This window comes from Desulfoprunum benzoelyticum (genome assembly GCF_014201505.1).
Lineage (GTDB): Bacteria > Desulfobacterota > Desulfobulbia > Desulfobulbales > Desulfocapsaceae > Desulfoprunum > Desulfoprunum benzoelyticum.
This window is the reverse complement of sequence record NZ_JACHEO010000015.1, coordinates 42385-55159: the sequence shown is the minus strand read 5'-3', so window position 1 is coordinate 55159 and position 12775 is coordinate 42385. Positions and strand designations below refer to the sequence as shown.

Annotated in this window: 12 protein-coding genes; 11 read left to right on the top strand and 1 reads right to left on the bottom strand. The window is 60.6% G+C overall.

The annotated features are described in order from the left end of the window. Positions 1-191: 191 nt before the first annotated feature. Both HNQ81_RS12370 and HNQ81_RS12365 read left to right on the top strand, forming a co-directional pair. Positions 192-626: a hypothetical protein gene (locus HNQ81_RS12370; protein WP_183351615.1), complete on the top strand. Its 435-nt coding sequence runs from the start codon at positions 192-194 to the stop codon at positions 624-626. 6 nt (positions 627-632) lie between these two features. After that, positions 633-1100, top strand: coding sequence for a ferritin family protein (locus tag HNQ81_RS12365; protein ID WP_183351614.1), 468 nt, complete (start codon positions 633-635; stop codon positions 1098-1100). Positions 1101-1122: 22 nt separating this feature from the next. Here HNQ81_RS12365 and cls read toward each other — a convergent pair whose 3' ends face one another. Next, complete coding sequence (cls, locus tag HNQ81_RS12360) at positions 1123-2628, bottom strand: cardiolipin synthase (protein WP_183351613.1); 1506 nt, start codon at positions 2626-2628, stop codon at positions 1123-1125. Positions 2629-2943: 315 nt separating this feature from the next. On the opposite strand from cls, the gene argJ reads away from it, so the two are divergent. From argJ to HNQ81_RS12315, 9 genes are read left to right on the top strand one after another with little or no spacing between them, the layout of a single operon-like run. Beyond that, a complete protein-coding gene (argJ, locus tag HNQ81_RS12355; protein ID WP_183351612.1) occupies positions 2944-4131 on the top strand; it encodes a bifunctional glutamate N-acetyltransferase/amino-acid acetyltransferase ArgJ in 1188 nt (395 codons plus the stop codon). A gap of 13 nt (positions 4132-4144) precedes the next feature. Then, a complete protein-coding gene (locus tag HNQ81_RS12350) occupies positions 4145-5737 on the top strand; it encodes a CHAD domain-containing protein (protein ID WP_183351611.1) in 1593 nt (530 codons plus the stop codon). Further along, the gene (locus tag HNQ81_RS12345) at positions 5734-6480 is read left to right on the top strand and encodes a ParA family protein (RefSeq protein WP_183351610.1); all 747 of its coding nucleotides are present in this window, start codon (positions 5734-5736) and stop codon (positions 6478-6480) included. Before HNQ81_RS12350 ends, HNQ81_RS12345 begins: the two co-directional genes overlap by 4 nt. Further along, on the top strand, positions 6477-6980 hold the full coding sequence (locus HNQ81_RS12340; RefSeq protein WP_183351609.1) for a histidine phosphatase family protein: 504 nt from the start codon (positions 6477-6479) through the stop codon (positions 6978-6980). The genes HNQ81_RS12345 and HNQ81_RS12340 overlap by 4 nt, the downstream gene beginning before the upstream one ends. After that, a complete protein-coding gene (locus tag HNQ81_RS12335; protein ID WP_183351608.1) occupies positions 6980-8227 on the top strand; it encodes an MFS transporter in 1248 nt (415 codons plus the stop codon). The genes HNQ81_RS12340 and HNQ81_RS12335 overlap by 1 nt, the downstream gene beginning before the upstream one ends. Continuing rightward, positions 8220-9212: a hypothetical protein gene (locus tag HNQ81_RS12330; RefSeq protein WP_183351607.1), complete on the top strand. Its 993-nt coding sequence runs from the start codon at positions 8220-8222 to the stop codon at positions 9210-9212. The genes HNQ81_RS12335 and HNQ81_RS12330 overlap by 8 nt, the downstream gene beginning before the upstream one ends. Positions 9213-9243: 31 nt before the next feature. Continuing rightward, entirely contained in the window at positions 9244-10509 is a 1266-nt protein-coding gene (locus HNQ81_RS12325; RefSeq protein WP_183351606.1) for a valine--pyruvate transaminase, read from the top strand. 36 nt (positions 10510-10545) lie between these two features. Next, positions 10546-12315 (top strand): MORN repeat-containing protein, encoded by a 1770-nt coding sequence (locus tag HNQ81_RS12320; RefSeq protein ID WP_183351605.1) that lies wholly within the window; start codon positions 10546-10548, stop codon positions 12313-12315. Positions 12316-12338: 23 nt separating this feature from the next. Beyond that, entirely contained in the window at positions 12339-12737 is a 399-nt protein-coding gene (locus tag HNQ81_RS12315; RefSeq protein WP_183351604.1) for a DUF4177 domain-containing protein, read from the top strand. Positions 12738-12775 lie beyond the last annotated feature (38 nt).

Below are 12775 nucleotides of genomic sequence, written 5' to 3'. Positions count from 1 at the left end.
GCACAGACCACTGACGCCATCTGCCAGATTATCAGCTACGATCTTTCAGGGCAATTGGAAACTCCGATATTTTGCTGTCTCTGCCAATGTAAAGCACCTTGAGGTTTTGCATTCGTCCATTTCATGCTACGTTGTTGCGGAATTGTAGCGACCGATCGGCAACCATCAATTTCAGGAGAAAGGAGAGCTCAATGTTGAGAAAATTTCTGTCCGCTGGCGTTGGTGCCGTCATGCTGCTGTCTGCCGTGGTTTGTCTGGCCGGCGACAAGTATGAGGAGGCCCGGCAGCTGTTTGAGGAGTATGTCCCGGCCCTCGAGACCTATCTCGACGCTGTCGAAAAGGCTGAAAGCGCGCCGGCCTGTGCCAGGGCAATCAACACCCTCGTCGATCACGCGGAGGAAATGGCGCCGAAATTGCGTGAGCTGAACAGAAAATATCCGGAACTGCAGAATGAGCAGACCGTCCCGCCGCGCTATGCCGAACTCGAGAAGAAGGCCGACGCCCTGGGAGAGAGGTTCGGCCTGTCGTTCATCCGCATCGCCCGGTTCATGGATGATCCGGCGGTCGAGAAGGCCAACGACCGCCTCATCACGGTTATGGCCAGCCTGTATCCTGCAGGAGAGTAAGGCGTCATGTTCACCTTTGACGACATCCGCGCCATAGCCGTCCAGATTGAACACAACGGCGAGACGGCATACCGGAAAGCGGCGGATCGGGTCGATGATCCGCGGTTGGCAGAGCTGTTCAGATGGATGGCCGAGGAAGAACAACGGCATGGCCGATACTTTGCCGGGATCAAGGGGGTGGAGCTTCCCGTTGCCGGGGCGGAGGCGGCCCAACGGATGGGCCGGGATCTGCTGCAGGAGATGGTGAAGGAGCAGACATTCTCCCTCGACCTGGACGATCTCGCCGCCGCGGTCGATGTCGCCGCGGTCCTGCGGCAATCGCTGACCTTTGAGGAGGATACGATCCTCTTCTATCAATTTCTCGGCGATCTCATCGAAGATGCGGCGGTCAAAGAGCAGCTGACTGCGATCATCGCCGAGGAGCGTCGCCATGTCACGCTGCTGGACGGGATGCTCGACGACGGCGGAGCCTGAACGCCAGGCCGCGGGTGCCATCCTATAACAGCGGTCCGATCAGGAGGGCGAGGTTCTCCTTGAACCGTTCGATCCGTGATCGGTTCGTCAATGTCGATCGGTCAAGCGGCACCGACTGGTCTTCGTATTGCTGCTGCAGGGTGCGCAGCCGGCGGGTGAACGCCGTATTGTAGATGAAGAGGGTCGACTCGAAGTTGATCCAGAAACTGCGCATGTCGAGGTTGACCGAGCCGACCAGGGCGAAGTCGCGGTCGACGGTGATGGTCTTGGCATGGAGGAGGCCGTCGGTGAACTGGAGGATGGTGATTCCGGCATCGACCAGTTCCTCGAACCGGGCCCGGCTGGCGTATTGAACCAGCAGCGAGTCGTTTTTCGCCGGGACGATGATCCGTACCTTGACGCCGCGCTGGGCGGCGGCCTTCAGGGCGACGAGCAGAGGTTCGTCGGGGATGAAGTAAGGAGTGGTGAGCACCAGTTCCCTGCGCGAGGCGTAGATTGTGGTCAGCAGCAGGCTGTGGATGGCATCCTGGGTCATGCCGGGGCCGGAAGGAACGAGTTGGACGGCAATATCTCCGGTCGGTGGCGACGGGTGGAGATCGGCGATTCGTCGGACCGTGTCGATATCTTCTCGCACCGATTTCGGCCGGAAATGACGGATGTCGGCATCGAGGATCCAGTCGTTGACAAAGGTCCCGGCCAGGGTCTCGACCACCGGCCCGCGGATTCGCACCATCAGGTCGATCCACCTGCCGACCCCGGCATCCTGCTTGAACACCCGGGGGTCGACCATGTTCTGGCTGCCGGTATAGGCGATCCGGCCGTCGATGACGACAATTTTTCGGTGGTTGCGGATATCGATTCTGGCGAACAGGGCGGAGAAGATACCGGCCGGCAGCGATTCCTGGATCCTGACCCCTGCCTTCCGCATTGCCGCCGCCTCCCGGCTGCGGAGGAAATCGCGGCTGCCGATGGCGTCGAGCAGCAGGCGGCAGCGTACCCCACGCTTCGTCGCCCGGACGATGCCGGCCATGACCTCGTCCACCATTCCCCCCGGTTCCCAGATATAGAATTGAAGATGGCAGGTCGACCGGGCCTTGTCGATATCGTCGATGATGGCCCTGATAATGTCTTCCGGCCGGTCGATCAGTTCCAGGGCGTTGCCGGCAAGGGCCGGTATCCCGGCCAGGGCTTCGGCCTGTTGCTGCAGGGGGCCGCATTCCGGGTTGAGGTGCGGCCATTGCACCGGCGGCCGGCCGCGGAGAGTCTGCAGCCAGTGCTGGTAGTGGGCAATGGAATTCATGATCCGCGCCGTCCGCTTGTCGGACAGGCGGTTCTCGCCGAGCAGCAGATAGATGAAGCCTCCGGCGAAGGGGAGAAGAAGGATGACGACCAGCCAGGCGAGGGTGATCGGATATGGGCGACGGCGCATGATGACCCTGATCGACAGTCCGACCCGGATTGTCAGGTCGGCGAGGAGAAAGACCGTCGAGAAGAGGTGATAGCTCCAGTGTACCGGATCGGGGGCCATAAGGGAAAAATACCGTGTCGAGTATGGTTATCCGATGCCGGGCTATGATGCCGCATTGGAATCGAGGGGCAGGGATAGTGTCGTTTTTCCGGAACACAGCGCTCAGTGGATTCCGGAATGGCGGGCGCCGCCAACCCATTTTATACTAGCATAGGCGGGGATAGAGATGGTAGATTATTGTGAATATTATTTTTCCGAACGGAGAGGCAGACGCTTCTTTCGGAGTGTCGGGGGGAGGCCGGTCCGGAGTGGCCGTCGTGCGGCCAGGGGGACCGTACATGCCGGAAGAGGGGTTTTTTCTGAATGGAAGGGTGCATGGGCGTCAAAGGTTTTTCCACCTCCGCGGTCGCGGCCGGTATCAGGTACGCGGACAGGCTTGATCTCGGGCTTATTTTCAGCGACACTCCGGCAGTCACTGCCGGGGTATTCACCACCAATCAGGTCAAGGCGGCGCCGGTACTGATCGATGTCGAACGCCTGAAACAGGGACGGGCGCAGGCGATCCTCGTCAACAGCGGTTGCGCCAATGCCTGCACCGGCGAGCAGGGCATGGACAATGCCCGCCATGCCAGCATGCTTGTCTCGCAAGCTTTGAACATCCAGGATGTCCTGGTCCAGCTCGCCTCGACCGGGGTGATCGGCGAACAACTGAACGTCGCGGCCTTCGAGAACTCAATCAACCAGCTTGTCGCCGCGCTGTCGCCGGAAAATTTCGAACAGGTGGCGCAAGCGATCATGACGACCGATACCGTCCCGAAAACGGTCTACCGCACGATCAGTATTGGCGGCAAGGATGTCAATCTTGCCGGGATGGCGAAGGGTTCGGGGATGATCATGCCGAATATGGCGACCATGCTCGCCTTCGTTCTGACCGATGTCCAGATCAGCTTTCCGGAATTGCACGCCGCACTGGTCAGTGGTGTCTCCCGCACCTTTAACCGCATCACTGTCGATGGCGACACCAGCACCAACGACATGGCCCTGGTGATGGCCAACGGTTGTGCCGACAATCCGTGGATCGACGAGGATGCCCCGCCGCAGGATCGGCAGCTCTTTCGCGATGCCCTCGAAGAGGTGCTGAGGGAACTGGCCCTGATGATCGTCGCCGATGGCGAGGGGGCGACCAAGACCGTCACCATCCGGGTCTGCGGGGCGAAAGAGAATGAGGAGGCCGAGCGTCTGGCCAGGACCGTTGCCAATTCCAACCTGGTGAAGACCGCCTTCTTCGGCGAAGATGCCAACTGGGGCCGGATCATCGCCGCCATGGGACGATCGGGTGTGCGCTTCAATCCGGACAAGGTCGATATCGCCTTCAACAACGTACTGCTTGTCAAGAACGGCCAGGGCCTCGGCAAAGAGGCCGAGACCGCCGCCACCCGGGTGCTCAAGGAGAAAAATTTCGCCGTGTGCATCGACCTCAAGGACGGGGCGGGCTGCGAAGAGATCCATACCTGCGATTTTTCAATCGATTATGTGAAGATAAACGCCAACTACCGGACTTGACAACCACTACCCGATGATTGAACAGATTCCTTCCTCCATCTTCTTTGTCGATGCCGATTTCGATGTTGCCGCCATCGCTCTCCGCCTCGATGGCGACTACGCCGTCAGCGAGGAGGAGGTCGACAGGGGCGAGGAGGAATTCCTCGACACGTTCGAGTGGGGACTGTACTGGTCGGGTCTGGCGCTTGCCCGCAGGGGGCGGCGGTATCGACTGTTTTCGGCAGATGGGGTGGTGCTGGGGGAAGGGAAGGGACCGCGCAGAAAAAGGCCGTTCTGGTGGGATTTTCCCGACGGTCCGATACGCGACGGGATCACCGCCGGGGCCGATATCCGGGCCCTCTGCCCGAAACTGCGGATGTCCAGGGTTCGCCGGTCTTTTCATCTTCTCAACGTAGACGAGAAAACTGTTCTCCGTTTATGGCTCGATCACGTTGTTGTCGGCGGCGACAATCAGGGGCCGGTTGAGCAGACGCAGCTGCGTCTGGCCGCGATCCGCGGCTATGAACACGAATATCAGGCCGTCCGGCGCCTGCTTCAAGCAGAGGGTCTGGGCCAGCTGGTTGACGGGATGCACTTCCTGGACCCGGTCTTCGCGGGGGCGGGTATCACCGTAGAGTCCGTCGGTTCGAAGACGGTTGTGATCCTCGAGCGGGATATCTCCATGGGGGACGGCCTGCGTCAGGTGGGGCTGGCCGTGCTTGGCGATATCCGGAGAAATCTGCCGGGGACGATCGAGGATATCGATACCGAGTTCCTCCATGATCTCAGGATTTCCCTGCGCCGCACCCGCTCGCTGCTGACTCTGTTTTGCAAGGTCTTCCCGGAGATCCATTGCAATCATTACCGGTCCGAGTTCCGGTGGATCACCCAGACGACCGGGAAGGTCCGTGACAGCGATGTCTATCTGTTGAAGGAGGGTGAGTACCGCAGCATGCTGCCTGCCAGTCTCCACTCGGGGCTCGACGGTTTCGTCCGGGGGATGCGGGCCTACCGAAGCAGGGAATTCCGGGCTATGAAGAAACAGCTCACTTCGCCGCGGCTGGCGCGGCTGCTGAAGGACTGGCAGCACTTTCTGGAAAATCTGCCTCAGCCGGCCGAAGTGGCGGGGCGTGATCTTCTCTGCCGGAATTTTGCCGCCAAGGCAGTCAGGAAGCGATTCAGGAAGATTCTGGCGGAGGGTGAAAAACTGGGCCCCGACAGCCCCGACACCATGCTTCACGCCCTGCGGATTGAGGCGAAAAAACTGCGCTATCTCCTCGAGTTCTTCCATTCCCTGTTCCCCGCGGAGGATGTCATCCTGCTGGTCAAGCACTTGAAGAAACTGCAGAACAACCTTGGAGACTACAACGATCTGTCCGTGCAACAGGAGATGCTCGGGACCTTTCGCAGTCCTGTCCGGGTCGAGGACCCGAAGCAGGTCCTGGTCATTGCCGCCGCCCTTGGCGGTCTGGTGGTCCGACTGGCCGACCGGCAGCGGCAGGTGCGCGGCGAGTTCGACTCCACCTTCGCCGACTTCTCCGGCGACGAGAGCAGAGAACTGGTGCAGAGGATCACCAGACCCGCAGAGGATGACCACTTCTCCGCAGGAGAAGGCGGGCGGCAATGAAAACGGTGGCGATCTACAGCAGCAAGGGCGGGGTGGGCAAAACCGCCACCGCCGTCAATCTCGCCTACGCCGCTTCTGTGTCCGGGCAGCGAACCCTGCTCTGTGACATGGATTCACAGGGGGCCGCCTCGTATTATTTTCGAATCAAGGCGAAGAAAAAATTCAACAGCGACAAACTCCTCGATGGCGATATCGCCAGGAATATCCGAGGGACGGATTTTTCTGGCCTGGACCTTCTGCCGGCACATTTCTCTTTCCGTAACCTTGATCTCGCCCTCAATGAATTAAGCAAGAAAAAACGGCGGCAGGCCCTGGCAAAGCTGTTCGCCCCGTTTGCCGAGGAGTATGATATCCTTTTCCTGGACTGCCCCCCGAATCTGACCCTGTTGTCGGAGAACATCATCGAGGCGGCCGATATCCTCGTTTGTCCGGTCGTCCCCACCACTCTGTCGCTGATTGCCCTGGAACAGCTGCTCAAACTGTTCAAAAAGCTCAACGCCGACAGGAACAAGATCATCGCCTTTTTTTCGATGGTCGAACGGCGGAAATCGATGCACCTGGCGACGATGGATAAGTACAGCAAGTACCCGTTGTTTTTAAAGACCTTTATCCCCTATCTGGCAGAGATCGAAAAAATGGGCATCCTCCGCCAGCCGGTCGGGGCCACGGCACGGCAGTCGCCGGCCGCCCGACAGTACGAAAAGCTGTGGCAGGAAGTCTTGCAGAGGGGTGAGCCGGTGTGAAGAAGCTGTATCTGATCCGCCATGCCAAATCGAGCTGGGCGGAACCGGGGCTCGGTGATTTTGACCGGCCGCTGAACCACCGCGGCAAGGCCGATGCCCCTTTCATGGGGCAGAGACTGGCCGGCTATGGAATACGCCTCGACCTCATTGTCGCCAGTCCGGCGAAAAGGGCGAGGAAAACGGCCCGGTTCATCGCCGAGGCGGTTCATGTCGCGGAAAAATCCATTGTCCTTGATGCGGCCCTGTACATGGCCGAGATCCCGGCCCTGCTTCAGACCATCGCCGGGGTGCCGGACAGCCTCGAGGATCTGGCCCTCGTCGGCCACAACTATGGCATCACCGACCTCGCCGAGTGGCTGACCGGGCGGAGTATCGGCAATATCCCGACATGCGGAATCGCTGCCATTGAATTTGACTGTCCGTCATGGTCGGACCTCAGGGAAGGCTCCGGTCGTCTGCTGTTCTTCGACTACCCCAAAAAACATCCCGGCCGCAAATAATGACAATCGGCACGCAGGCGACGGAGAACGGCGGCTACCTGCCGTTCCGACGGGTATTGCCGCAGATACTCTTCCTGTCTTCGCTCTTTCTCCTCAATTTCCTCTCCCGGATAATTTTTTCACCGCTGCTGCCGCAGATTGAGCGGGAACTCGGGTTCGGTCATACGGTTTCGGGGTCCTTTTTTCTGTGGATTTCCGCCGGGTATTTCCCCTCGGTCCTGTTCTCCGGATTCGTCTCGGCACGCATCACCTTCAAACGCACGATTGTTCTGTCGACCCTGGCCGCCGGCTCTGCCCTCGTCATTCTTTCCCATTGCGAGACCATGAACGGCATCCGAGCCGCCCTGTTCGGCCTCGGCCTCGCCTCCGGTCTCTACCTGCCGGCGGCCCTGTCGACTATCACCCGGATGGTGGCCCCGTCTTTCTGGGGGCGTGGCATTGCCGTTCACGAACTGGCGCCGAATATCGGTTTCATCATTGCACCGCTGATCTGCGGGGTGATGGTGGAGTGGTCGACCTGGCGCCATGGGCTCGAGGTCATCGGTTTCTGCCTGATCGTGATGGCGGTGCTGTACGGTCTGAAGGGACGGGGTGGTAAGGATCGGGGGGTTCCCCTCGATCCCGCCGTCTTTCGCGTCTTTCTTGCCATGCCGCAGTTCTGGCTGATGATCCTGCTGTTTTCCCTGGCCATCTGTTCGACCATGGGGGTCTACGCGATGCTGCCGTTGCTGCTGGTCACCGGCCAGGGAATCGATGCCGACAGTGCCAACCGTCTCCTGTCGCTGTCGCGGTTCTGCACCATCATCATGCCGCTTCCGGCCGGGTGGCTCGGCGATCGGTACGGCAACCGGCAGATGATGGTGGCCGCCCTGCTGCTCGCCGGCCTGCTGACGATTCCGATCGGCCTCCTGTCCGGCGTTCCGCTGCTTGCCGCGGTCTTTCTCCAGCCGATGGTCGCCGTCTGTTTCTTCCCCTCGGCCTTCGCCGTCCTCAGCACGCTGGGGGGGAGGAAGCTGGGGGCGGCGGCGGTCTCCCTCTGCATCCCGATGGCGTTTCTGATCGGCGGCGGAGTGATGCCGACCCTGATCGGCGGCATCGGCGATCGCTTCAATCTCGGTGCCGGTTTTGTCTTCGCCGGACTGGCGATGACGACTGCCGCCGTCCTTGCCGCGATCATCCTGCGACTGGAGGTGGCGAGGACCATGGAATGCAAAGAGCCAACGAACAGGGAGGACACCGGTGCTTGAAACGAAAAACAACGTCATGTCCGGCCGCGGAGCCGCGCTCCGGACATGGATTCTCTCCCTGTTGCATGAAACAGCGCTCACCAGTTGGGAACTGATCAAGATCACCGTGCCGGTAGTGATCCTGACCAAGATCCTCGAGGAACTGGGGATGATCACCTGGCTCAGCTACCTGCTCGAACCGGTGATGAGTCTGGTCGGATTGCCCGGCTCCCTCGGCCTGGTCTGGGCGACGGCGATGCTGACCAGCATCTACGGCGGCATGGCGGTCTTTGCCGCCCTGGCGCCCGGCCTGTCGCTGACAGGGGCGCAGGTCACGATCCTGTGTTCGATCATGTTGATCGCCCACTCCCTGCCGCTGGAGCTGAGCATCAGCAGAAGGGCCGGGGCGGCGGTGCTGCCGATTGCGATCCTGCGGGTCGGCGGAGCGATCGTCTATGCCGTCCTGCTCGACCGGTTGTGCCGGTTGCTCCACCTGTGGCAGGAACCGGCCCGGCTGCTGTTCCGCACCGGCGAGGTCGAGCGTGGTCTCGGCGCCTGGGCCGCCGACCAGATCATCAACGTCGGCATGATCATCCTGGTGATCTTCGGCATCATGATCTGCATGCGGATTCTTCGGGCGATCGGGGTCCTGACGTTGTTCGAGCGGCTGCTCGGCCCGGTCCTGCCGGTTTTCGGCATGAGCCGGCAGGCGGCGCCGCTGACCGTCGTCGGCATGGTCATGGGGCTCAGTTACGGCGGCGCCCTGATCATCCGCGAGGCCTGCTCGGGCAAGCTCGATCGCCGGGAGATCTTCTATTCGATGGCCCTGATGGGGATCTGCCACTCCCTGGTCGAAGACACCCTGCTGATGATGGCCCTTGGCGGCAGGCTCGGCGGCATATTTTGGGGGAGGATTCTTTTTTCTCTTGGTATAGTGTTCGCTATTGTCCGCCTGGCTCGCTTCATTGAACAACGAAAGACAAGGATCCCGACAGGAACGGCCTGAATGGCGGTACAGGCTGCTGTCTCACATTGCTATGCGCTTTTCTAAATTTGGGCAACGACTGACCTGCGACGCCGGCATCCTCTCGCTGATGGATGACCTGGGGTCGGCCCGCAGCGAATACGCTGGGGAAATGATGATGATGGGGGGAGGCAATCCCGGCCATGTCCCAGAATTCCAGGACCTGCTGCGCCGCAATCTCCAGGAAATCTGCGGCGATCTGGCGGCCTTCCGGGAACTGGTCGGGGCCTACAGCCCGCCCCAGGGCGATGCGGCATTCATCGATGCCCTCGCCGAGCTGCTGTCCCGGCAGTGCGGCTGGCCGGTCGGACCGGAAAACATCTGCCTCACCAACGGCAGCCAGACCGCCTTCTTCATGCTCTTCAACCTCCTGGCCGGCGTCTATCCCGACGGCAGCCGCAGGAAGATCTGCCTGCCGCTGGCCCCTGAATATATCGGCTATGCCGATCTTGGCCTGTGCGACGATTTCTTTGTTGCCACCAGGCCGAAAATCGAGCGGATCGGCGATGATCTGTTCAAGTACCACATTGATTTCGACGCCCTTGAGATCACCCCTGATATCGGGGCAATATGCGTTTCGCGCCCGACCAATCCGACCGGCAACGTCATTACCGACAGTGAAGTCCAGGCCCTCGACCGCCTGGCCCGGACGCATGGCGTCCCGCTGATCATCGACAATGCCTACGGCCTTCCCTTCCCGGGGATGGTCTATGCCGAGGCCGCCCCGTTCTGGAACGACAACACCGTCGTCTGCCTGTCGCTTTCCAAACTCGGGCTGCCGGCGGTCCGGACCGGCATCATCGTCGCCCGGCCGGAGATCGTCCGCGCCCTCGCCAGCATGAATGCCATCATGTCGTTGTCGCCGGGCAGTTTCGGCGCCATGGTGACGGGAAAACTGTTTGCCTCCGGCGAGGTCGTCGATCTCAGCCGTAATCTCATCGGCCCTTTCTACCGCCGCAAGATGGAAAAGGCGGTGGCGGCCGTTCGCCGGGAATGCGCCGGCCTGCCCTACCGGATCCACAAGCCGGAGGGGGCGATGTTCCTGTGGCTGTGGTTCGAGGGGCTGCCGCTGTCGAGCCTCGATTTCTACCGCCGGCTGAAGCGCCGGGGCGCTCTGGTCGTCTCCGGGCATTATTTCTTTCCGGGCTTGAAGGAGGAGTGGCGACATCGGCAGGAATGTGTTCGAGTCACCTATTCTCAGAACGATGAAGATGTGGCCAACGGCATTGCCATCATCGGCCGCGAGGCTCGAAAGGCCTATGCAGATTCGGGTCAATAGTCATCTCGTCGTCTACTTTTGGAGGTCTGTCGATCCATGAAACATCCCGCAGTGCATATCTGTCTTGCCCTTCTCGCGATCCTGTCGGCGCCGTCTCTGCCGGCCGCCGAATGCCTTCAAGGGGACTGCCGCAATGGCAGTGGAGTGTTGGTCCACAAGGACGGCCGGCGTTATCAGGGGGAATTCAAAAATGGCCTCATCAGCGGCGCCGGTTCCCTGGTCCTGCCCAATGGGGTTCAGTACAGCGGACAGTTCCGCAACGGTCGGCTCTACGGTCCCGGTCGGATGACCGGCCCGAAAGGAGTGAGCTACGAGGGGGGGTTCCGTGACAACCTCTTTCATGGCAAGGGGACACTGGTTCGCAGTGATGGCCTGCAGTATATGGGTGAGTTTGACAGCGGCCGGTATCATGGGGAAGGCATCCTGTTCTACCCCGACGGAAGGGAGTACAAGGGGCGGTTTCTGAACAACACCGTCGACGGCCATGGCAAGCTCACCTACCCCGACGGCACCTGGTACGAGGGGGAGTTCCGCAACGGCAGGCCCGAGGGGCGAGGCACCCGCAAATATATAAACGGCGGATCTTACACCGGCGATTTTCGCGGCTCGGCCCGCCATGGATTCGGGGTATACACCGCCGCCAACGGCGAGGAATTCGAGGGAAGCTTCAGCGACGACAAGCCGCATGGCGAGGGCATCAAACGCTATCCCGGCGGGGGGACCTACAAGGGGGCGTTCAAGGATGGATTGCGGCACGGCAAAGGAAGGATGGACTACGCCGATGGATCCTGGTATGAAGGTCTGTTTGCCGAGGATCGCGAGGAGGGCCGGGGCATTCGCGAATATGTCGACGGTAGCCGCTATGAAGGCGATTTCTCCCACGGCAGGCGGCACGGAAAGGGCACATTGACCCTCGCCGACGGCAGTGTCTACAAGGGCGATTTCGCGGGTGACGTCATGCATGGCCGGGGTTCGATCCGTTATGTCGACGGCCGCAGATACCGGGGGGCTTTCGTCGACGGCAAACCGGCCTCTGCATCCGCACCGGCGTCGGCGCCGGCGATCATGACCGGCCAGGACGACGAAGTCCCCGACTGGCTGCTGAAGCCGGAATCGGAGGTCGAGGACGAACCCTCCGAACCGGTTCGATCAACGCCCGGCGGCACCGGCCAGCCCGACGACTATCGCTTCGAGGGCGGCCGGATTCTCATCGCCGCCAGCGGCGGGGCGGCAAACGGCAGGGTTCAGGTTGTCTTCCCGGATGGTCGGGTCTACGAGGGAATGACCAAGGATGGGTACATGGACGGCAAAGGCTCGCTGCTGCTGCCAGGCGGCGATACCTACAAGGGGGTTTTCTCGCGCGGGAAGTTCGAGGGCAAAGGAGTCTACCGTTATGTCGATGGCCGCGAGTATGATGGCAATTTCCGCGCCGGTCTGAAGGAGGGGAAGGGAACTTTCTCCTATTCCGACGGAACTACATATGTCGGCCAGTTCAAGGCCGATCTGTTTTCAGGCAAAGGGGAATACAGTTTTGCCGACGGCAGTCATTACAGCGGCGAATTTGCCGGCGGCGAGTTCAACGGCAGGGGAAAACTGCGCTATCCGGATGGATCGGTATACAAGGGCGATTTCAAGGATGACCTGCCGGATGGAGAAGGGGTGCTGGTCGGCAAGGACGGCAGCCGCTACGAGGGCGGGTTCCGGCGTGGCAAGCGCAATGGGCAGGGGCGTCTGGAGATGAAAACAGGCAAGGTGTACGAAGGTTTGTTCGACAACAACAGATTTATCGGATCAAAAAAGTCATGAGTAAGGATGAGGGTTGATTGAGGATGCGCTGGAGCTATAAAACAGTTCTGTTTGAATTGAAAAAGGAAGGGCTGCTCGGCAACGTCTTTCTGGATGAGTCGGAGATCGAACTGTCGCTCAACGAGTTCGGAGCGACGGGGTGGGAGCTGATTTCGATGATTGAGACCCGCGACGGCATTATCGCCGTGTTCAAACAGCCATTGGGTCAGATTCCGATCAAACCGGAAGTGGATGTAGAGGATGAAGAGGATGTAGTGGAGGACGTGGAGGAAGGGCGAGTGGTGAGGCAACCGTCGCTGCAACCTCAGCCGGTCATTCGGGAGAGAATCGTTCCCGCCGCCCGGCCGGTCGTCAAGACCATTGTCGAACCGGAGGAGGACCGGGAAACACTCTCCGGAATCGGCTCAATTCGTATCGAATAACCGCGGTAACCGGAGCCCGTTGTCGTCGCTGGACGGTG

Bases quoted from the DNA above. Each gene is read 5' to 3' on its own strand.
- HNQ81_RS12370 (WP_183351615.1), top strand. From the start codon at position 192: ATGTTGAGAAAATTTCTGTCCGCTGGCGTTGGTGCCGTCATGCTGCTG.
- HNQ81_RS12365 (WP_183351614.1), top strand. From the start codon at position 633: ATGTTCACCTTTGACGACATCCGCGCCATAGCCGTCCAGATTGAACAC.
- cls (WP_183351613.1), bottom strand. From the start codon at position 2,628: ATGGCCCCCGATCCGGTACACTGGAGCTATCACCTCTTCTCGACGGTC.
- argJ (WP_183351612.1), top strand. From the start codon at position 2,944: ATGGGCGTCAAAGGTTTTTCCACCTCCGCGGTCGCGGCCGGTATCAGG.
- HNQ81_RS12350 (WP_183351611.1), top strand. From the start codon at position 4,145: ATGATTGAACAGATTCCTTCCTCCATCTTCTTTGTCGATGCCGATTTC.
- HNQ81_RS12345 (WP_183351610.1), top strand. From the start codon at position 5,734: ATGAAAACGGTGGCGATCTACAGCAGCAAGGGCGGGGTGGGCAAAACC.
- HNQ81_RS12335 (WP_183351608.1), top strand. From the start codon at position 6,980: ATGACAATCGGCACGCAGGCGACGGAGAACGGCGGCTACCTGCCGTTC.
- HNQ81_RS12325 (WP_183351606.1), top strand. From the start codon at position 9,244: ATGCGCTTTTCTAAATTTGGGCAACGACTGACCTGCGACGCCGGCATC.
- HNQ81_RS12320 (WP_183351605.1), top strand. From the start codon at position 10,546: ATGAAACATCCCGCAGTGCATATCTGTCTTGCCCTTCTCGCGATCCTG.
- HNQ81_RS12315 (WP_183351604.1), top strand. From the start codon at position 12,339: ATGCGCTGGAGCTATAAAACAGTTCTGTTTGAATTGAAAAAGGAAGGG.